Annotated in this window: 17 protein-coding genes; 14 read left to right on the top strand and 3 right to left on the bottom strand. The window is 62.6% G+C overall.

Annotation, left to right across the window (positions count from 1 at the left end; genetic code table 11):
- Window positions 1–97: 97 nt before the first annotated feature.
- On the bottom strand, window positions 98–970 hold the full coding sequence (gene sucD, locus R3F00_RS02350; RefSeq protein WP_371280098.1) for a succinate--CoA ligase subunit alpha: 873 nt from the start codon (window positions 968–970) through the stop codon (window positions 98–100).
- Window positions 971–1,110: 140 nt separating this feature from the next.
- Window positions 1,111–2,277 (bottom strand): ADP-forming succinate--CoA ligase subunit beta, encoded by a 1,167-nt coding sequence (sucC, locus tag R3F00_RS02345; protein WP_371280097.1) that lies wholly within the window; start codon window positions 2,275–2,277, stop codon window positions 1,111–1,113.
- A 361-nt stretch (window positions 2,278–2,638) separates the two neighbouring features.
- Between sucC and R3F00_RS02340 the strand changes: the two genes are divergently transcribed.
- Together R3F00_RS02340 and clpB are read left to right on the top strand one after the other, a co-directional pair.
- Entirely contained in the window at window positions 2,639–4,276 is a 1,638-nt protein-coding gene (locus R3F00_RS02340) for a PAS domain-containing sensor histidine kinase (protein ID WP_371280095.1), read from the top strand.
- Window positions 4,277–4,673: 397 nt separating this feature from the next.
- Window positions 4,674–7,256: an ATP-dependent chaperone ClpB gene (gene clpB, locus R3F00_RS02335; RefSeq protein ID WP_371280094.1), complete on the top strand. Its 2,583-nt coding sequence runs from the start codon at window positions 4,674–4,676 to the stop codon at window positions 7,254–7,256.
- A 496-nt stretch (window positions 7,257–7,752) separates the two neighbouring features.
- Here clpB and R3F00_RS02330 read toward each other — a convergent pair whose 3' ends face one another.
- Window positions 7,753–9,201 carry an alanine/glycine:cation symporter family protein gene (locus tag R3F00_RS02330; protein ID WP_371280093.1) on the bottom strand — a complete coding sequence of 483 codons (1,449 nt, stop codon included), beginning with the start codon at window positions 9,199–9,201 and terminating at the stop codon, window positions 7,753–7,755.
- 227 nt (window positions 9,202–9,428) lie between these two features.
- On the opposite strand from R3F00_RS02330, the gene R3F00_RS02325 reads away from it, so the two are divergent.
- The 12 genes from R3F00_RS02325 to tolA all read left to right on the top strand — a co-directional run bounded on the left by R3F00_RS02325 (window position 9,429) and on the right by tolA (window position 19,927).
- Entirely contained in the window at window positions 9,429–9,737 is a 309-nt protein-coding gene (locus tag R3F00_RS02325; RefSeq protein WP_371280092.1) for an FmdB family zinc ribbon protein, read from the top strand.
- A 58-nt stretch (window positions 9,738–9,795) separates the two neighbouring features.
- Entirely contained in the window at window positions 9,796–10,326 is a 531-nt protein-coding gene (locus tag R3F00_RS02320; protein WP_371280091.1) for a DUF3011 domain-containing protein, read from the top strand.
- A gap of 113 nt (window positions 10,327–10,439) precedes the next feature.
- Window positions 10,440–12,206 (top strand): aspartate--tRNA ligase, encoded by a 1,767-nt coding sequence (gene aspS, locus R3F00_RS02315; RefSeq protein WP_371280090.1) that lies wholly within the window; start codon window positions 10,440–10,442, stop codon window positions 12,204–12,206.
- A gap of 43 nt (window positions 12,207–12,249) precedes the next feature.
- Window positions 12,250–12,897, top strand: coding sequence for an esterase/lipase family protein (locus R3F00_RS02310; protein ID WP_371280089.1), 648 nt, complete (start codon window positions 12,250–12,252; stop codon window positions 12,895–12,897).
- A 141-nt stretch (window positions 12,898–13,038) separates the two neighbouring features.
- Window positions 13,039–13,560 carry a crossover junction endodeoxyribonuclease RuvC gene (gene ruvC / locus R3F00_RS02305; RefSeq protein WP_371280088.1) on the top strand — a complete coding sequence of 174 codons (522 nt, stop codon included), beginning with the start codon at window positions 13,039–13,041 and terminating at the stop codon, window positions 13,558–13,560.
- Complete coding sequence (ruvA, locus tag R3F00_RS02300; protein WP_371280087.1) at window positions 13,557–14,147, top strand: Holliday junction branch migration protein RuvA; 591 nt, start codon at window positions 13,557–13,559, stop codon at window positions 14,145–14,147. Before ruvC ends, ruvA begins: the two co-directional genes overlap by 4 nt.
- 64 nt (window positions 14,148–14,211) lie before the next feature.
- On the top strand, window positions 14,212–16,101 hold the full coding sequence (locus R3F00_RS02295; RefSeq protein ID WP_371280086.1) for a potassium transporter Kup: 1,890 nt from the start codon (window positions 14,212–14,214) through the stop codon (window positions 16,099–16,101).
- Window positions 16,102–16,269: 168 nt separating this feature from the next.
- Complete coding sequence (gene ruvB / locus R3F00_RS02290) at window positions 16,270–17,316, top strand: Holliday junction branch migration DNA helicase RuvB (protein ID WP_371280085.1); 1,047 nt, start codon at window positions 16,270–16,272, stop codon at window positions 17,314–17,316.
- 37 nt (window positions 17,317–17,353) lie between these two features.
- Complete coding sequence (ybgC, locus tag R3F00_RS02285; RefSeq protein ID WP_371280084.1) at window positions 17,354–17,770, top strand: tol-pal system-associated acyl-CoA thioesterase; 417 nt, start codon at window positions 17,354–17,356, stop codon at window positions 17,768–17,770.
- Window positions 17,767–18,447 (top strand): protein TolQ, encoded by a 681-nt coding sequence (gene tolQ / locus R3F00_RS02280; RefSeq protein ID WP_371280083.1) that lies wholly within the window; start codon window positions 17,767–17,769, stop codon window positions 18,445–18,447. The genes ybgC and tolQ overlap by 4 nt, the downstream gene beginning before the upstream one ends.
- A gap of 134 nt (window positions 18,448–18,581) precedes the next feature.
- A complete protein-coding gene (gene tolR / locus R3F00_RS02275; protein ID WP_371280082.1) occupies window positions 18,582–19,034 on the top strand; it encodes a protein TolR in 453 nt (150 codons plus the stop codon).
- Entirely contained in the window at window positions 19,034–19,927 is an 894-nt protein-coding gene (gene tolA, locus R3F00_RS02270; protein ID WP_371280081.1) for a cell envelope integrity protein TolA, read from the top strand. The genes tolR and tolA overlap by 1 nt, the downstream gene beginning before the upstream one ends.
- The last annotated feature ends 153 nt before the right edge of the window (window positions 19,928–20,080 follow it).

Below are 20,080 nucleotides of genomic sequence, written 5' to 3'. Positions count from 1 at the left end.
CTGAACCGCACTCGAATGCGTTCCCGTGGCGCGTGCAAATGCAAGAAAGCCGCCGGATCGCTCCGACGGCTTTTCAGATCAGGCCAGCGAGTCCGGCCTACTGCATCTTCTTCGCGAGGGTCGTGCCGAGGTCCGCAGGAGACTTGACCGTGGTCACGCCGGCCTTCTCGAGCGCCTCGAACTTGGCTGCGGCGGTGCCCTTGCCGCCGGAGATGATCGCGCCGGCGTGGCCCATGCGCTTGCCGGCCGGGGCGCTGGCGCCGGCGATGAAGGCGACCACCGGCTTGGTCACGAACTCCGAGATGAATTCGGCCGCTTCTTCCTCGGCGCTGCCGCCAATCTCGCCGACCATGATGATGCCTTCGGTCTGCGGATCTTCCTGGAACAGTTTCAGGCAGTCGATGAAGCTCAGGCCGTTGATCGGGTCGCCGCCGATGCCGATGCAGGTCGACTGGCCGAGGCCGGCATTGGTGGTCTGGAATACCGCTTCGTAGGTCAGCGTGCCCGAGCGCGAAACGATGCCGACCTTGCCGGGCTTGTGGATGTGCCCGGGCATGATGCCGATCTTGCATTCGCCCGGCGTGATGATGCCGGGGCAGTTCGGTCCGATCAGGACGGTATCCGGATACTGCTTGAGCACGTTCTTCACGCGCAGCATGTCGAGCACCGGGATACCTTCGGTGATCGTGACGATGACCTTGATGCCGGCATCCGCGGCTTCGAGGATGGCGTCCGCGGCAAACGGCGGCGGCACGAAGATCATCGATGCGTCTGCACCGGTCTCCTCGACCGCATCATGCACGGTATTAAAGACCGGCAAGCCGATGTGCTGGCTGCCGCCCTTGCCCGGGGTGACGCCACCGACCAGCCTGGTGCCGTAGTCGACGGCCTGTTCGGAATGGAAGGTACCCTGCTGGCCGGTGAAGCCCTGGGTGATGACCTTGGTGTTCTTGTTGACCAAAACGCTCATGGATCAATCCTCGAAAATTCTTTGCAGTTGCTGGGCGCCTGTGGGGGTGATGCTGTTGCACTCTGTTGAACATCAAGAGCAGGAGCATCGCGGCTGAAGCCGCTCCTACGGGGGCCTGTCGTGGTTATCTTGATTCGGGCTCAGGCGGCCTTGACCGACGCGACCGCCTTGTTGGCGGCATCGTTGAGGTCATCGGCAGGCGTGATCGCGAGGCCCGAGTTGGCCAGCAGCTCGCGGCCCTTGTCGACGTTCGTGCCCTGCAGGCGAACGATCACCGGAATCTTCAGGCCGACTTCCTTGACCGCCGCAATGACGCCTTCGGCGATCAGGTCGCAGCGCACGATGCCGCCAAAGATGTTGATCAGGATGGCCTGGACCTTGTCCGAACGCAGGATCAGCTTGAATGCCTCGGTAACGCGTTCCTTGGTGGCGCCACCGCCGACATCGAGGAAGTTGGCCGGCTCGCCGCCCGCCAGCTTGATCACGTCCATGGTCGCCATGGCCAGACCGGCGCCATTGACCATGCAACCGATGTTGCCGTCCATGGTCACGTAGTTGAGGTTGTGCTGGACGGCGGCCGCTTCGGCCGCGTCTTCCTGGGTCAGGTCGCGCATGGCGGCCAGCTTCGGATGGCGGAACTCGGCATTGTCGTCGGAGTTGACCTTGCCATCCAGCGCCATCAGCACGCCGGAGTCGAGGATGGCCAGCGGGTTGAGTTCGACCAGGGCCAGGTCTTTCTCGTTGAACAGCTTGTACAGGCCGAGCATGATCCTGGTCAGCTGGTTGGCCTGCTTGCCATCGAGGCCCATGTCGAAGGCGAGCTTGCGGCACTGGTATGGCTGCAGGCCCTCGACGAAATTGACCTCGATCGTGTGAATGTCTTCCGGTGTCTCGCGGGCGACCTGTTCGATGTCGACGCCACCCTGGGCCGATGCGATGAAGGATACGGCCTTGCTGTCGCGGTCGACCAGGATCGAGAGATACAGCTCCTTGGCGATATCGGTTGCGTCGGTCACCAGGACCAGGTTGACCGGCAACGCACGTCCGCCGGACTGGTAGGTTTCCATGTCGCGACCGAGCATGCCGGCTGCGGCCGCCTTGACCTCATCGGTGGATTTGCAGAATTTCACACCGCCCGCCTTGCCGCGGCCGCCGGCATGGATCTGTGCCTTGACCATCCACTGGGTTCCGCCCAGCGCCTTGGCCGCGTCGACGGCTTGTTCGGGGGACGAGGCAACTTTGCCGGGAGGGACCGGGATTCCGTATTCGGCGAACAATTCCTTGGCTTGGTATTCGTGGAAATTCATGCAGGCACCTGGTTGGGAGAGTCACGGTTCACGCCGTTGCACTGCTGGCAACGGGCGCAAGCCTTTGAGCGGACAGGGAAAAGCGCCGGCACCGGGATTCCGGGCCGACCCGCGGAATGGGCGCGTATTCTGGGCACTTCGTGCTGCGAATGCAAAAGCGGGCGGCAATCGGGTCGAGTTCCGGTCATCCGCTCCCGTTTCGCTGAGATCCATGCGGACCTGGCGCGATCTGCCGGCGGGTCCTCGATCGAGCTGGCGTCTCCAGCATCGTGCCTCGGGGGCGCGATGGTCACGCGAAAAGTACAAGCCTATGGCAATGCGACCCGCGTACCTATAATTTGTCGGGCATGGAGAATCCGACTTGACTGAACGCAGAGCCCGCCGGGCGGACGACGTGTCGGGTGACATCACCCGGCGCGAGCTGTATTTCTTCAATTTGTATCGACTGCTCGAGTCGGTCATCTATCTGGCTCTGGTCTTCAGCCCGCTTGCCGTCGACTGGATCAGGATCAGCCATTCGCAGATGGGTCGGGTCGTTGCCCTGGTCTACTGCGCGGTAGCCGCGATTCTGCTGATCACCACCGAGCGCATGCGCAAGAACCTCAGCGCAAGCATCGGCCTGGCGATCGCCCTGGATACGCTGGCCGCCTCGCTGGTCCTGTTTTCGATCAGCGGGGGTCACAGCTCGATCCCGATGATGCTGATGGTCAACGTCGGCGTCTGCGCGCTGCTGCTGCCGTTCCGCCAGTCGCTGGCTCTGGCCACGCTGGCGGCGGTCGGGGTCATGGCACCGCCGATCTATGCCTACGTCAACGAAAGTGCCGTTGATCGCAGCGTGCTGGAGGCGACCCTGTTCGGGCTTGCCTACCTCGCCGTGGCGGCGCTTTGCGCCCATCTCGGCCGCCAGATGCGCGAGACCGAAGCGCTGGCCGAACAGCGCGGAGTCGATCTGCTCAACCTCGAACAGGTCAATGACCTGATCATCCGGCGCATGAAGACCGGCGTGCTGCTGGTCGATGATGCCAACCACATCCTGCGCATCAATGAATCGGCCTGGCATCTGATCGGAAACCCCTCGCCGAGCGAGCGTGACCTCGGCCAGGTTGCCGCCGAACTTTCCCGTCGCCTGTACCACTGGCGCCATTCCGGTCGCATCGACCAGAACCCGGTTGCGCTGGCCGCCGACGTGCCCGAGGTGATTCCACGCTTCTCCCGCATGGCGCCGAATGACGATACGCACATCCTGATCTTTCTCGACGACACTTCGCTGCTGTCGCGCCGCGCCGAGGAAATGACTCTCGCGTCGCTCGGCCGACTGTCGGCGTCGATTGCGCACGAAATCCGCAATCCGCTGGCCGCAATCCGCTATTCGGCGCAGCTGCTGGCTGAATCGGAGAGCATGGAAGAGGAAGATCGCCGTCTGGTCGAAATCGTCAACAACCATTGCACGCGGGCCAACGAAGTCATCGAGAACATCCTCCAGCTATCGCGCCGCGAGCGGTCGCGACCGGAAAGCATCGACGTGAACGCCTGGGCCCTGAACTTCGTCGAGGAATACAAGCAGAACAACGACCTCGGCCAGGATCATTTGCGTGCGATTACGCAGAATCGCCAGATCGAGGCCATGGTGGATCCGCAGCACCTGCAGCAGGTGGTCTGGAATCTCGTGCAGAATGCAATTCGCTACGGACGCGAACCCGGCGCGGTTGCGCGCGTGGTCGTGGTGGCGCGGCTTGCCACGGACAAGGGTCCGCCCTTGCTCGAAGTGGTCGATCGCGGCCCGGGCATTCCGGCCAAGGTGGCTGCGCAAATCTTTGATCCGTTCTACACGACCAGTGAATACGGAACCGGGCTGGGTCTCTACCTGGCGCGACAGATGTGCGAATCCAGCCAGGCCACGCTCGAATACGTGCCGGTGGCCGGCGGCGGCGCCTGCTTCCGCATCACGCTCTCCGCTGCGGCGACGCTGGTTCCGCGTGGTGCGGCACAGACGGGCTAGCTGATCCGACCGTCAGGTACAGGGCATCAACCTGGTTGCTACTCCTGGACGCGAATCCCGCGCTTGACCCCCTTTCCTCTCGGCAGAGGGTCGGGGTGACGGTACGCAATTGCGGCAGTCTCCAGATGTCGCGCTCTCCCAATGCGGTGGGTATTGTCAGATCCGGAAGCGCAATGGGCGGCAATCCCCTGCCTTCTCTCGAGACTTGAGGAAAACTTCGGTAACGATGCAAATGACGAAAATGTCAGCGCATCGTACCCTCACCCCAGCCCTTTCCCGGAAGGGGAAGGGGCTCAAGCGGCCAGAGGGCTGCGTCGCTGCTTGATTCCTTGCCTGGTTGCCACCATTTCGCGTGCATCGGCGGCGTGGCCGCCCCATGAAATCAAGGTGGTCCCGCATGCGCATGGACAAACTGACTTCCCGCTTCCAGCAGGCCCTGGCCGATGCCCAGAGTCTGGCGGTTGGACGCGATCACAACATGCTCGAACCGGTGCATGTCCTGGTCGCCCTGCTCGATCAGCAGGGTGGCTCGACCCAGCCGATGCTGGCCCAGGCCGGCGTCAACGTCGCCGCCTTGCGCACGCGACTCGGGCAGATCCTGGACAAGCTGCCGAAGGTCGCCGGGCAGGAAGGCAACATCAGTGTCGGCAACGACCTCAATCGCCTGCTCAACCTGACCGACAAGCTGGCCCAGAAGCGAGGAGACCAGTTCATCGCCAGCGAGCTTTTCGTGCTGGCCGCGCTCGAGGACAAGGGCGAAGTGGGTGCCGCCCTGAAAGCCACCGGTGGCAGCACGGCCGCGCTCGAATCGGCGATAGAACGCATGCGTGGCGGCGAGAAGGTCGACGATGCGAACGCCGAAGAAAGCCGCCAGGCTCTGGAAAAGTATTGCATCGACCTGACCGCTCGGGCCGGCAGCGGCAAGCTCGATCCGGTCATCGGGCGTGATGAGGAAATCCGCCGCGTGATCCAGGTTCTGCAGCGGCGCACCAAGAACAATCCGGTCCTGATCGGTGAGCCGGGAGTGGGCAAGACCGCCATTGTCGAGGGTCTGGCCCAGCGCATCATCCATGACGAAGTGCCCGAGGGCTTGCGCGGCAAGCGCGTGCTTTCGCTGGACATGGGTGCCCTGATCGCCGGCGCAAAGTTCCGCGGCGAGTTCGAGGAGCGCCTCAAGGGCGTACTCAACGATCTGTCCAAGCAGGAAGGACAGGTGATCCTGTTCATCGATGAATTGCACACCATGGTCGGCGCCGGCAAGGCCGAAGGCTCGATGGATGCCGGCAACATGCTCAAGCCGGCACTGGCGCGCGGCGAGCTGCATTGCGTGGGTGCAACCACGCTCGACGAGTATCGCAAGTACATCGAAAAGGACGCGGCTCTGGAACGTCGCTTCCAGAAGGTATTCGTCGGCGAACCCAGCGTCGAGGACACCATCGCGATCCTGCGCGGCCTGAAGGAAAAATACGCCGTCCACCACGGGGTGGAAATTACCGATCCGGCCATTGTTGCCGCGGCGACCCTTTCGCATCGCTACATCCCGGACCGGCAGTTGCCGGACAAGGCCATCGACCTGATGGATGAGGCCGCTTCGCGCATCCGCATGGAAATCGATTCCAAGCCGGAAGAGCTCGATCGCAAGGAGCGTCGCCTGATCCAGTTGAAGATCCAGCGCGAGGCACTGAAGAAGGAGAAGGATTCGGAGTCCAGGCAGCGCCTGGCCGATCTCGAAAGCGAGATCGATGCGCTCGAGCGCGAGTTCTCCGACCTCGAGGAGATCTGGAAGGCTGAAAAGGCGGCCGTCACGGGCACCACGAAAATCAAGGAATCGATCGAGCAGGCGCGCCAGGAAATCGACGCGGCCATGCGCCAGCAGGATTTCGCCAAGGTTTCGGAGATCCAGTACGGGCGCATCCCGCAGCTGGAGAAACAGCTTGCTGCCGCGCAGGAAACCGAGCAGCAGGGCTTCCAGCTGCTGCAGGACAAGGTCACCGCAGAGGAGATCGCTGAAGTCGTCTCGCGCTGGACCGGCATTCCGGTTTCCAAGATGCTCGAAGGCGAGCGCGACAAGTTGCTGCGCATGGAAGACTCGCTGCATGAGCGCGTGGTCGGGCAGGATGAAGCGGTCAAGGCCGTGGCTGATGCGATCCGTCGATCGCGCGCCGGCCTTTCCGATCCGAACCGGCCGAACGGTTCGTTCCTGTTCCTTGGCCCGACCGGTGTCGGCAAGACCGAACTGTGCAAGGCGCTGGCCGAGTTCCTGTTCGATTCGACCGACGCGATGGTGCGCATCGACATGAGCGAATTCATGGAAAAGCATTCGGTCAGTCGCCTGATTGGCGCGCCGCCCGGATACGTCGGCTATGACGAGGGCGGTTATCTGACCGAGGCGGTCCGCCGTCGTCCCTACTGCGTGATCCTGCTCGATGAGGTCGAGAAGGCGCATTCGGATGTCTTCAACGTGCTGCTGCAGGTGCTCGATGATGGACGCCTGACCGACGGCCAGGGCCGCACGGTCGACTTCCGCAATACCGTGATCGTGATGACCTCCAACCTCGGCTCGCAGTTCATCCAGGAAATGGCCGGCGACAGCGAGGAGCAGTACACCCAGATGAAGGCCTCGGTGATGGGCGTCGTGCAGGCGCACTTCCGTCCCGAGTTCATCAACCGTCTCGACGAGATCGTCGTGTTCCGCTCGCTCGACAAGGCGCAGATCCGCAAGATCGCGCGTATCCAGACCGAATACCTCGGCAAGCGCCTGGCCGAGCGCCAGTTGCACCTGGAAATTTCGGACAAGGCGATCGATCTGCTCGGCAATGTCGGTTTCGATCCGGTCTACGGTGCGCGACCGCTCAAGCGGGCTGTTCAGCAGCAGCTGGAGAATCCGCTGGCCCGACAGATCCTGGAAGGGCGCTTCCAGCCGGGTGATTCGGTCAAGGTCGATGCCGAGGGCGGGCAGCTGGTGTTCGCGACGAGTTGACCCAGACAACGCTGATCGAGTGGAGAATCGATTGCGCGTTTCGTAGGAGCAGGCTTCAGCCGCGATGCCCTGGTCGCAATCCGCTGAAAAGCATCGTGGCTGAGGCCATTTCCCACGAAGAGCTCTCCTGCGCGTTTCGTAGGAGCAGGCTTCAGCCGCGATGCCGTTGTCGCAATCCGCTGAAAAGCATCATGGCTGAAGCCATTTCCTACGAAGAGCTCTCCTGCGCGTTTCGTAGGAGCAGGCTTCAGCCGCGATGCCGTTGTCGCAATCTGCTGAAAAGCATCATGGCTGAAGCCATTTCCTACAAAGAGCTCTCCTGCGCGTTTCGTAGGAGCAGGCTTCAGCCGCGATGCCGTTGTCGCAATGCGCTGAAAAGCATCATGGCTGAAGCCGTTTCCTACGAAGAGCTCTCCTGCGCGTTTCGTAGGAGCAGGCTTCAGCCGCGATGCCCTGGTCGCAATCCGCTGAAAAGCATCATGGCTGAAGCCATTTCCTACGAAGAGCTCTCCTTCAGCTTTTCGCGCCAAAGGTCGGCGTTCGGGATGTCCAGCGCATCGGGATCAAACACCGGTTCCTTGCCGGCCTTGCGCTGCGCTTCGTAGTCGCGCAGGGCCCTCAGTGCCGGCTTTTGCAGGATCAGGATGGCAATGATGTTGAGCCAGGCCATCAGGCCGGCGCCGATATCGCCCAGCTGCCAGGCTGCACCAGCACTTTTCATGGTTCCGAGCGCGACCATGCCGAGGATGCCGAAGCGCAGGACCAGGGTGATCCAGGGACGATGAATCTTGCGATTGATGTAGGCGATGTTGGTTTCGGCCATGTAGTAGTAGGCCACGATCGTGGTGAAGGCGAAGAACAGCAGGGCCAGGGCGACGAAGCCCTCGCCGAAGCCCGGAATCACCGACTCGACGGCCGCCTGGGCAAAGCCCGGACCCGCTTCGATGCCGGGCAGATGGCTGACCAGCGCCTCTCCAGCCGGACTGATCACGTTGTACATGTCGGTCGACAGGATCAGGAAAGCGGTTGCCGAGCACACCAGCAGGGTGTCCACGTAAACCGAAAACGCCTGCACGTAGCCCTGTTTTGCCGGATGCGCGACTTCGGCGGCGGCGGCGGCATGCGGGGCGGTGCCCTGGCCGGCTTCATTGGAATAGACCCCGCGCTTGACGCCCCATTCGATGGCCAGGCCCAGCATGGCGCCAAATCCGGCTTCGAGGCCGAAGGCGCTCTTGATGATCAGGGAAAACACCACCGGGACCTGGTCGATATTGATGACCATGATGCCGAGCGCGATGAGGATGTAGGCCACGGCCATGAACGGCACCACGAATTCGGCAAACCGGGCGATGCGCTTGACGCCGCCGAAGATGATGAAAGCGAGGCCGGCGACGATGAAGGCGGCGGTGATCCAGGACTCGACGCCCCATGCGTTTTCAATGGCAATGCCGATGCTGTTGGCCTGCACGCCAGGCAGCAGGAATCCGGTGGCGATGATCGTGGCGAAGGCGAATGTCCACGCATACCATTTCAGGCCGAGGCCTTTCTCGATGTAGTAGGCGGGGCCGCCGCGATAGAAGCCGCGATCATCCTTTTCCTTGTAGATCTGTCCGAGCGTGGCCTCGACGAAGGCCGTGGATGCGCCGAAAAAGGCGACGGTCCACATCCAGAAGACCGCACCCGGCCCACCGAATGCGATAGCCGTCGCGACGCCGGCGATATTGCCGGTGCCGACCCGGCCCGACAGCGACATGGTCAGGGCCTGGAATGAGGAAACACCGGAGGGCGAGGTCTTGCCGCTGAAGATCGAGCGGATCATCTCGGGGACCGAACGCACCTGCATGAAGCGCGTGCGAATCGAGAAGTACAGGCCTGCACCCAGGCAGAGCGCGATGAGCGCCTTGCTCCAGATCAGGTTGTTGATCAAGGTGATGATGGAATCCAAGGGGGTCTCCAATTGGTCAAGGGCACCGAATCAGCGCGACTACGGCTTTCCGAACCCGTCGCAGCCAGCATCCGGTCTTGCAGGATCGGGTGAATCGTCCCATCAAGCAAGCGACGGTCCGTGTGGACGGGCCGCTGGCGCTGTCGTGCTCGCACGATCCTGTGGTATTGAAAGGCGGGCTTGCGGCACCATGTCAGCGCCAGATTTCTGCGCCTCCAGTGAATCCCATGCCGATCTACGAATTTGAGTGTTCCGCCTGCCAGACCCGTTTCGAACGCTTGCAGAAGCTGTCCGACGCCGATCCGGATACCTGCCCCGAATGTGGCATGAAATCGGTCCGTCGACGCGTCACGGCGCCCGCATTCCGCTTGTCCGGATCCGGCTGGTACGAGACGGATTTCAAGAAGGAAGGCGACGTGAAGCGAAATCTCGCCAGTTCCGAGCAGGCACCCAAGCCGGAGGCATCCAAGCCTGACGCGCCCAAGGCCGAACCTGCCAAGACCGCAACCAAGGCTGAGCCCTCCGCCTCCTCGTAAGGAGACATTCAGGATTGCCGTGACTAGACTGTGGCCTCACACCGAGAGGAGAGCTGCCGTGTTGGGAAAAACAGTTGCTGTGGGGATTGCGCTGCTTGGGTCCATGTTCCTGATGCCGGAGTCTCACGCCCAGCGTTACGGGCAGGGTTACGGCGCCAATGAAATTGAATGCTCCAGTCATGACTACCGGTTCAAGCGCTGCGGCGTGAACTGGACTGATGCCGTGCTTGTTCAGCGCCTGTCCGATTCGAGCTGCTCGCGCGGGCGCACCTGGGGCATCGATCGCAGCGGCCTCTGGGTGGATCGTGGCTGCAGTGGCGTGTTTCGGCGGGTTGGAGGCGGTGGTCACCATGGCGGATGGAGTCCGGGTCCCGGCTGGGATCGTGACTTCAGCCTGACCTGCGAGAGCAAGGACTACCGCTACCGCATGTGCCAGATCGATATCGGCCGGAGTGGCGGCGTGCGCATCCAGCGCCAGCTTTCCAACACCGCATGCATCCAGGGTCGTACCTGGGGCTACAACCGTGCCGGTGTCTGGGTCAGTGGCGGCTGCGCCGCCGTATTCCGCGTCGATCGACGCTGGAATTGATCATTCGGGCCCACTGGGCCCGATCCGGAAACGCCCGCCCCCCGGCGGGCGTTTTTGTTTGCGGTGCAGCATGATCGCCTATAGCATTCCGCGCCTTGCAACCGGAGCTTCCCATGCGCAGTCATCTTTGCGGCCTCATCGACGAGTCCCTGATCGACCAGACCGTCACCCTGTGCGGCTGGGTGGATACCGTGCGCCTGCAAAGTCATGTCGCCTTCATCGACCTGCGCGATCACGAGGGCATCGTCCAGATTGTCGTCGAACGCGAATCGACCGAAGCCTTCCGTCAGGCGGCCGAAATCGGCTATGAGTTCTGTCTGCGCGTGCAAGGGCGGGTTCGCCGGCGCGTCAGTGCCAACGACAAGTTGCGCAGTGGCCAGGTGGAAGTGGTGGCCGAGCGCATCGAAGTCCTCAACAAGGCCGAAGGCCTGCCGTTCGCGCTGCACGAGAATCCGAACGAGGAAACGCGTCTCAAGTACCGCTATCTCGACCTTCGACGGGCCGACATGCAGCGCAAGATGCGCTTGCGCACCCGGCTTGTTTCGGCCTTGCGCCACTATCTGGACGGACGCGGCTTCCAGGATATCGAGACACCGATCCTGACCAAGGCCACGCCCGAGGGCGCGCGCGACTATCTGGTGCCGAGCCGCGTCCATCCCGGCGAATTCTTCGCCCTGCCGCAGTCGCCACAGTTGTTCAAGCAGCTGCTCATGGTGGCCGGCTTTGACCGCTACTATCAGATCGCGCGCTGTTTCCGCGATGAAGACCTGCGCGCGGACCGTCAACCCGAATTCACCCAGCTCGACATGGAGTTCGCCTTCGTCCAGGAACAGGACGTGCAGGATGCCGTCGAGGCGATGATCCGGCATGTTTTCCTTGAAGTCAGCGAGGTCGATCTCGGCGGGCCATTTCCGCGCATGACCTACGCCGAGGCCATGGCCCGCTATGGCTCGGACAAGCCCGATCTGCGCATTTCGCTGGAACTGGTGGATATTGCCGAGCATGTGCGCGACCTCGAGTTCAAGGTGTTCAGCGGGCCGGCCAACGATCCGGGCGGACGCGTGGCGGCATTGCGCGTGCCGGGTGGTGCCGTATTCACGCGCAAGCAGATCGATGAGCTCGGTGCGCACGCAGCCAAATTCGGCGCCAGGGGCCTGGCCTGGCTGCGCGTGGACGACCGCGCTGCCGGACGCGACGGCATCAACTCGCCGGTGGCCAAGTTCCTTGACGATGCCTGCCTGGACAAGCTGCTTACGGCAACGGCGGCGCAAAGCGGGGACCTGCTGCTGTTTGGCGCTGGCGACTACAAGACCGTTTGCGACTTCCTCGGCGCCTTGCGCGTGAAGGTTGCGCGCGATCTCGGCCTGGTCGAAAACGCCTGGAAGCCCCTTTGGGTGGTCGATTTTCCAATGTTCGAGTACGACGGCGAGGCGAAGCGCTTCGTCGCCCTGCATCATCCGTTCACCGCACCCAAGATCGATGACGTCGCCGACTTGCAGGCCAATGCGGCGATTTCTGTTTCGCGCGGCTACGACATGGTGCTGAATGGCAACGAGATCGGCGGCGGCTCGATTCGTATCCATCGCCCGGACATGCAGAGCGCGGTGTTCGAACTGCTCGGAATCGGTGCAGAAGAGGCCGAGGCCAAGTTCGGCTTCCTGCTCGAAGCCCTGCGCTTTGGCGCGCCTCCGCACGGCGGCATCGCCTTCGGCATCGACCGGATTGCCGCGCTGATGGCGGGCACCGAATCGATTCGCGACGTGATCGCCTTCCCGAAGACCGCGAGTGCGCAGGATCTGATGACCGATGCGCCCTCGGCGATCGTCGCGGGCCAGCTTGCCGATCTGCACATCCGTACGATCGAGCCCGAGGCCGAATAGCAGCGATCGATCGGCCCTTCCACAGCACCGACGTCGACCTCCGATGGCTTCCGTCCAACCCGAACATGTGATCCTGCTGCATGGCATCTGGATGCGCGGCATCACCATGCTGCCGCTGGCGCGCCGATTGCGTACTGCGGGTTTTACCGTGGAGACCATCGACTATCCCAGCGTGGTCGGCGCCTGGACCGATACCTCGAGCCGGCTCTGCCGGCACTGGCGTGGAATGACCGGGCATACCGTGCATGTGGTCGGGCACAGCCTCGGCGGCATGCTGGCTGCGCAGGTGGCCGAGGAACAGAACGATCTGCCGCCTGGCCGCCTGGTCTGCCTCGGCTCGCCCCTGAATGGCAGTGCGGCGGCCAGCCGGCTGCTGCGCGTACCAGGTGGACGCTGGCTGATGGGGCAGAGCGCGCCGGTCCTGGACCGCGGGCTCGCGCACTGGTCGGGTAGGCGCCCGCTAGCCATCATCGCCGGCAGCAGGCCGCTCGGCCTTGGTGGCCTGATAGGAGGTCTGCCTCGACCGCACGACGGCACGGTCAGTGTCGAGGAGACCCGCCTGGCCGGCGCCGACGCGCACTGCATCGTTGAGACGTCGCATACCGGCCTGCTGTTTTCGGCCGAAGTGGCCTCGTTGACCGCATCGTTCTTGCGCGAGGGCCGTTTCCCGACACTCGGGGCTGCAGCCTGATGTCACGCCGCAAGCAACCTCCTGATAGAGTCCGCATCTTGTTTCGCGGATCCCGACCGGTGCCTGGTTCAGATCTATGACAGCTATCCGAGTCAGCCGAATGACGGCCCATCCAGTCAGAGCGCCGGGGCAGGGAATCCAGTGATCCGTATCCTTGGCATCGACCCGGGTAGCCAGCGCACCGGTATCGGCGTGATCGACGTCGGCGAGGACGGCCGTTCGCATCATGTCTTCCATGCGGCGATCAATGTGCTCGACAACGAGACCTTCCACCTCCGGCTCAAACAGATATTCGACGAGATTGGCGTGATCATCGAAACCCATGCCCCGGCCGAAGTCGCCATCGAACGCGTCTTCATGGCGCGCAATCCGGATTCCGCGCTCAAGCTGGGCCAGGCACGCGGTGCGGCGATCTGTGCCGTGGTCAATCGCGGACTTGCCCTGGCCGAATACGCCGCAAAGGAGGTCAAGCAGGCCGTCGTCGGTGGCGGTGGCGCGGACAAGAGCCAGGTACAGCACATGGTCGGCGTGCTCCTCGGCATCCCGGGAAGACTTCAGCCCGATGCGGCCGATGCGCTGGCCGTGGCCCTGACCCATGCGCATACGCGCTCCAGCACCGAGCGCCTCGGCATCCCCAGAACGGCCTGGAGGCGGCGTCGATGATCGGCCGGCTGAAAGGGACGCTCGTGGCCAAGCAGCCGCCCTGGATCATGGTGGACGTGGGCGGCGTCGGTTACGAGATGGAAGCACCCATGTCGACGTTCTACGACTTGCCCGAGGTCGGACAGCCGGTCACCTTGTGCACGCACTATGCGGTCAAGGAGGATTCGGTCGCCCTGTACGGATTCCTGCGCGAGTCGGAGCGCAGCCTGTTTCGCGGCGTGCAGAAGGTCAGCGGCATCGGTGCCAAGATTGCGCTGGCGGTGCTTTCGGGCGTATCGGCGGAGGATTTCGCGCGATTCATCGAGAGCGGTGATGTGGCTTCCCTGGTGCGTATTCCCGGAGTCGGCAAGAAAACCGCCGAGCGCATGATTGTCGAGTTGCGTGATCGGGTTGATGGCCTGGTGGATGGTTCGTCCAGCTTCATCCCGGGGAACCCGCCGAAGGATCCGATCAGTGAAGCCAGCGTTGCCCTGCAATCGCTCGGCTACAAGCCCAACGAAGTCACTCGTCTGGTCAGGGATGCGAGCGCGCCGGGCGATAGCGCCGAGGACATCATCCGCAAGGCGCTCAAGGCGGCACTCCGTTGAACGCGAATCAGCCAGCTCAGGCAGCTCGACTCGAGCCCGCCCGGCCCCATCATGGAATTACGGCATGAGCAGTTCCTCGCACGAAAACAGCGCCAGCAACAAGCGCCTGCTGGCCTTGTGCTTCGGCGTTATCGGCGTTGTCTATGGCGACATCGGTACCAGCCCGCTGTACGCATTTCGCGAGGCTTTCAACGAGCAGCATGGCGTGGTTGTCGCGCGCGAAAACGTACTCGGCGTGCTGTCGCTGATTTTCTGGTCCCTGATCACCGTTGTCTCGATCAAGTACGCGACCTTCATCCTGCGCGCCGACAACAAGGGGCAGGGCGGCGTGATGGCCCTGATGGCCCTTGCCCAGCGTGGCGTCAGGCGGCTTCGCGCGAAGTGGATCATCATGGTGATCGGCTTGTTCGGCGCTTCCCTGTTCTTTGGCGATGCCGTGGTGACCCCCGCCATTTCGGTGCTTTCGGCTGTCGAAGGCATCGAAGTCCTGGCGCCCTCGCTGGAGCGCTATGTGGTCCCGGTCACGGTGCTGATCCTGCTGGCCATCTTCTCGATCCAGAAACACGGAACAAGCCGTGTCGGACCGTTGTTTGCGCCGGTCACCCTGGTCTGGTTCATCACCCTCGGCACGCTGGGAATCATGGGCATCACGCACGAACCCGCGGTGCTCGAGGCGCTGGTACCGCACCACGCGGTCATGTTCTTCGTGCACAACGGAAAGATGGGCATCTTCGCGATGGGCGCCGTCGTCCTTTCGATCACGGGTGCCGAGGCGCTGTATTCGGACATGGGTCATTTCGGCAAGAAACCGATACGCCTGGTCTGGTTCTTCGTTGTCCTGCCCTGCCTGATGTTGAATTATCTGGGCCAGGGCGCGCTGGTTCTCTCGGACGCCAGCACGGCAGAGAATCCCTTCTATCGGCTCGTGCCCGAGGGCTTGCTGATACCGATGATCGTGCTCGCGACCATGGCCACCATCGTCGCCTCGCAGGCGGTCATTTCCGGAACCTTCTCGATGGCCAGGCAGGCCGTTCAGCTCGGCTACCTGCCGCGAATGAAGATCCTGCATACCTCCAATCAGGAGGAAGGCCAGATCTACCTGCCGACAATCAATCGCATCCTGCTGGTTCTGACGATTGCAGTCGTCATCGGCTTCCGTTCCTCGGAAAACCTGGTCAGTGCCTATGGACTTGCCGTCGTCGGCACGATGCTGATCAACACCCTGCTTGTCGTCATCGTGGCTCGCCGCATCTGGCGCTGGAATTACGGGCGCGTAGTCGCCGTCGCTATCGTCTTTCTTGGCGTCGATTCACTGCTCATGACGTCGGTCATCGACAAGTTCATCTACGGCGGCTGGTTCCCGCTGGCACTCGGCGTAATCGTGTTTACGCTGATGATGACCTGGCGCAAGGGTCGCGAGCTGGTCATGCGCGAGATCAAACGCGCAGGACTCGCTCTCGAGCCGTTCATCGCTTCGATCAGCGCGCATCCACCGGTGCGTGTGACGGGTACCGCGGTTTTCCTCACCGCCAACCCGGACGGCGTGCCGAACGCCTTGCTGCACAACCTCAAGCACAACAAGGTGCTGCATGAGCGCAACATCATCCTCACTGTCGAGGTGCTCGACGAGCCGTTTGCCGAGGCCAAAGACCGGATAAGCGTCGCGCCTCTCGCGGATGGCTTCTATTCGATCAGCATCCGCTACGGATTTGCCGAGGACACCAACCTCCCGGCCGCCCTCGCTACCGTCAGCGATTGCGGATTCCCGTTTGACATGATGGACACGACCTTCTTCATCAGCCGCGAAAGCATCATCGCCGGCGACCGGCCGGGCATGGTGATCTGGCGTGACCGCCTGTTCGAATTCCTCGCCCGCAACGCCACCTCGGCCACCGCATTCTTCGAAATCCCCGGCAATCGGCTGATCGAGCTCGGCACGCAGGTGGAGATCTGAATTGCGGGGAATAGGGAATGGGGAATTGGGAATGGGTAGGGGCTGGCGGCATGTGTTTTACTGCGCATTCAACGCATTTCTTGAAGTGCGAGCTTTCGGGAACCTGAAAAGCCAACGATAATGGCTCTGCCCGTTCCCCATTCCCCATTCCCCACTCCCGCCCTTCAAATGACCGACCGCCTGATCGCCGCCAGCGCCGACTCCGAGGACGAGCAGATCGAAGCCAGCATCCGGCCGCAGCGGCTGGTCGACTATCTCGGCCAGGAGAAGGTGCGCGAGCAGATGGGCATCTACATCGAGGCGGCCCGCCGGCGCGCCGGTGCGCTCGATCCCGTGCTTATTTTCGGTCCACCGGGGCTCGGCAAGACCACGATGGCGCACGTCATTGCCAACGAGCTGGGGGTCAATCTTCGCAGCACTTCGGGCCCGGTGCTCGAGCGTGCCGGTGATCTGGCGGCGCTGCTGACAAACCTGCAGCCGCGCGATGTCCTGTTCGTCGACGAGATCCATCGGCTCTCGCCGGTGGTCGAAGAGGTACTTTACCCCGCGCTCGAGGATTTCCAGATCGACATCATGATCGGCGAGGGCCCGGCTGCCCGATCGATCAAGCTCGATCTGCCGCCGTTCACGCTGATCGGCGCCACCACCCGTGCCGGCCTGCTGACCGCGCCGTTGCGCGACCGCTTCGGTATCGTCCAGCGCCTCGAATTCTATTCGGCCGCGGAATTGACCCGGATTGTCACCCGCGCGGCGGGCATCATCGGCGTCGACTGCGATGCGGAAGGCGCAAGCGAGATTGCACGCAGGTCGCGCGGAACCCCACGTATCGCCAACCGACTGCTGCGACGGGTACGCGATTTCGCCGAGATTCGCGCTGACGGCAAGGTCACCAGCGCGGTCGCCAGCGATGCCCTGAAGATGCTGGATGTCGACGCAGAAGGTTTTGATGCGCTTGATCGACGCATGCTCTCGACCATCATCGAATTCTTCGATGGCGGGCCGGTGGGTGTGGAGTCACTGGCTGCCGCGCTCAGCGAAGAGCGCGGAACCCTGGAAGACGTGATCGAGCCCTATCTGATCCAGCAGGGATTCCTGATCCGCACCGCGCGTGGCCGCATGGTGACGAACAGGACCTGGCGCCATCTCGGCCTGACCCCGCCGCGCGGCAGGGATGTCGCCTCCAGCGGGGAGTTGTTCGATGGTGCGCCCGAATGACCGATGCGCAGTTCATCCGGAACGGAGTGGCAATACGTTGAATCGGACAGTTCCGTTCATCTGGCCTTTGCGCGTGTACTGGGAAGATACCGATGCTGGCGGAGTCGTCTATCACGCAGGCTACGTGCGCTTCTTCGAACGTGCGCGAACCGAGTGGTTGCGAGCGGCAGGCATCGGTCAGCAGGCACTCCGTGAGGAACACGGCGTGGTTTTCGTAGTCCATGGGATGGACATCCGTTTCAATCGTCCGGCCCGGCTGGACGATCTTCTCGAGGCCAGCGTGGTCGTGACCGAGTTGCGAAGTGCCAGTTTCAAGGTTGAACAAGCCCTGCGCCGGCATGCCGAGGAACCTGTTCTTGTCGATGCGCGTGTGCGTATCGCCTGCGTCGAGCCACAACGCTGGCGACCGTGTGCCATTCCCGAATTCCTGCTCCAAGAGATCTCCAAACCATGAATCACGAACTCAACGTTTTCGCCCTGGTGTGGGGCGCAAGCCTTCCGGTCAAGTTTGTACTGTTCATCCTGGTGCTGTTTTCGCTGATCTCCTGGATCATCATTTTCCGCAAGCAGGCCATGATCAACTCCGCCGACTCCAGCGCCAACGAGTTCGAGGAGCGCTTCTGGTCGGGCTCCGACCTGGCCGCCCTGTTCAAGGACGTCAATGCCAGCGGTGAGCGGATTGGCGGCATCGAGGCCATCTTCGAGTCGGGCTTCCGAGAATTCGCGCGTCAGCGACAGCGTCGCGGTGTGGATTCAAGGTCGTTGCTCGAAAGTGCGCAGCGCGCCATGCGCGTGTCGCAGTCGCGTGAGGTCGAACGCCTCGAGCAGAACCTTGAATTCCTCGCCAACGTCGGCTCGATCAGCCCCTACGTGGGCCTGTTCGGCACGGTCTGGGGCATCATGATTGCGTTCCAGGGTCTCGCGAACGTCAAGGAGGCAACCATCGCCATGGTCGCGCCGGGCATTTCTGAGGCCCTGATAGCGACCGCCATGGGTTTGTTCGCCGCCATTCCGGCCGTCTGGGCCTACAACCGCTTCGCTACCCGCGTGGAACGCGTGGCACTGCGCTACGAGACCTTCCTCGAGGAATTTTCATCGATCCTGCAGCGTCAGGCGCATGTCGATGACTAATGCGTCCTCGATCGAGTGCAGCCATGTTCCAGGTGCATCGTGGGCGGCAGGCCGAACCCCGCGCCGTGCCCGGGTGCGTTGCACCTTTCCGTCTGTCCCACGGCGGCGCACGTCCCTGAGCCTGGAGTGGCCCGATGCAGCATAGCTATCGCAACCGCAAGCGCCGCAAGCTCAAGGCGGAAATCAACGTCGTCCCGTATATCGACGTCATGCTGGTGCTGTTGATCATTTTCATGGTCACTGCGCCGCTGATGAATCTGGGCGTCGACATCGAGCTTCCGAAGTCGAACGCGGCCTCGATACAGAACGACAAGGAACCGGTGATAGTCAGTGTCGACAAGGACGGCGCGTTGTTCCTCACCATTGGAGCCAGCACTCGCGAGCCGGTCGACGAGGACACCCTGGTCAACAAGGTTTCAGCTTTCGTCCGTCAGAATCCCCAAGTGCCGGTCATGATCGGCGGCGACGAGAGGGTTGATTATGGTCGGATCTACGCAGCCATGGTGTTGTTGCAGCAGGCTGGGGCACCCAAAGTCGGGCTCATGAGCCAGCCGAATCCTCCGGCCGGGGACGCGAAGGCCAGGTGATGGAGAGCTTTTCCGACAAGGCGCGTGCAGTCCTGTTCTCGCTGCTGCTGCATGGCCTGTTCGTGCTGTTTATCGGCTTGGGATTGCTGTGGACGAAGGAGTCGCGCGTCGTGGTCATGCCGGGACCGGTGATCGAGGCCAGCCTGGTCGGACCCACCAGTGCGCCGAAACCCTCGGCCAGGAAATCCGCGCCAAAACCGGCGCCACCCAAGCCCGCACCGCCGCCTCCGCCGAAGGTCGAGGAGCCCAAGCCGAACGCAGTACCCCCGCCTGAGCCGCCGAAGCAGGATCTCATCGAGCAGCAGCGGATCGCGGCGCTGGCAGAACAGAAGGCCGAGGCGGATAAAAAGGTCCAGGAGGAAAAACGCCGGCGCGAGCAGATCTTGCTGGAGCAGGAAAAACAGGAAGCGGAACGGCAGAAGAAGCTCGAAGAGGTACGCAAGCAGCTGGCTGCCGCGGAAAAGAAGAAGAACCTCGAAAAAGAGCGCCTCAAGCAGCTTCAGGACAAGAATCTGGCCAAGCTCAAGAGCCAGGAGGCCGAGCGCCAGAATGAAATGATCGAGCAGGAATCAAGAGAGGCCCAAACCGGCGCCGGAGGTCAGGACGCCGATCTGGTCGCACGTTATGCGGCCGCGATCCAGGCAGCCGTGACGCAGAACTGGAATCGGCCGGAGTCGATTCAACCGGGTTTGCGTTGTACCTTGCGTATCGTGCAGATACCGGGAGGCGACGTGATTTCAGCCAATGTCACCTCGCCATGCAACGCCGATGGCGCGGCGCGACTTTCGATCGAGCAGGCTGTCCTGCGCGCGGCGCCACTGCCGTATCGGGGCTTCGAGAAAGTGTTCAGTCGCGACATCACCTTCAATTTCAGATTCGACGGGCAAGGATAAATGCTGATGATTAAGGCAACGCTGATCAAATGGCGCAAGCGTCACGACCCCAGTCTGCGGGCAGATCGCGGCGCGCTGACGCGGATGGACTGGCCGTCCTTCAAGGCAGCGCAACGAGGAGCTGCGCGCAGACAGGCGTCGTCTGACCGACCG

Origin of the sequence: Dokdonella sp. (genome assembly GCF_041395345.1) — a bacterium.
In the GTDB taxonomy this organism is placed as follows: domain Bacteria; phylum Pseudomonadota; class Gammaproteobacteria; order Xanthomonadales; family Rhodanobacteraceae; genus Dokdonella.
Note: the sequence above shows the minus strand (reverse complement) of the source record. Positions and strands in the feature narration are given on the sequence as shown.

Excerpts from the sequence above, each read along its gene's own strand:
- sucD (WP_371280098.1), bottom strand. The coding sequence starts at position 970 with ATGAGCGTTTTGGTCAACAAGAACACCAAGGTCATCACCCAGGGCTTC.
- sucC (WP_371280097.1), bottom strand. The coding sequence starts at position 2,277 with ATGAATTTCCACGAATACCAAGCCAAGGAATTGTTCGCCGAATACGGA.
- clpB (WP_371280094.1), top strand. The coding sequence starts at position 4,674 with ATGCGCATGGACAAACTGACTTCCCGCTTCCAGCAGGCCCTGGCCGAT.
- R3F00_RS02325 (WP_371280092.1), top strand. The coding sequence starts at position 9,429 with ATGCCGATCTACGAATTTGAGTGTTCCGCCTGCCAGACCCGTTTCGAA.
- aspS (WP_371280090.1), top strand. The coding sequence starts at position 10,440 with ATGCGCAGTCATCTTTGCGGCCTCATCGACGAGTCCCTGATCGACCAG.
- R3F00_RS02310 (WP_371280089.1), top strand. The coding sequence starts at position 12,250 with ATGGCTTCCGTCCAACCCGAACATGTGATCCTGCTGCATGGCATCTGG.
- ruvA (WP_371280087.1), top strand. The coding sequence starts at position 13,557 with ATGATCGGCCGGCTGAAAGGGACGCTCGTGGCCAAGCAGCCGCCCTGG.
- R3F00_RS02295 (WP_371280086.1), top strand. The coding sequence starts at position 14,212 with ATGAGCAGTTCCTCGCACGAAAACAGCGCCAGCAACAAGCGCCTGCTG.
- ruvB (WP_371280085.1), top strand. The coding sequence starts at position 16,270 with ATGACCGACCGCCTGATCGCCGCCAGCGCCGACTCCGAGGACGAGCAG.
- tolQ (WP_371280083.1), top strand. The coding sequence starts at position 17,767 with ATGAATCACGAACTCAACGTTTTCGCCCTGGTGTGGGGCGCAAGCCTT.
- tolR (WP_371280082.1), top strand. The coding sequence starts at position 18,582 with ATGCAGCATAGCTATCGCAACCGCAAGCGCCGCAAGCTCAAGGCGGAA.
- tolA (WP_371280081.1), top strand. The coding sequence starts at position 19,034 with ATGGAGAGCTTTTCCGACAAGGCGCGTGCAGTCCTGTTCTCGCTGCTG.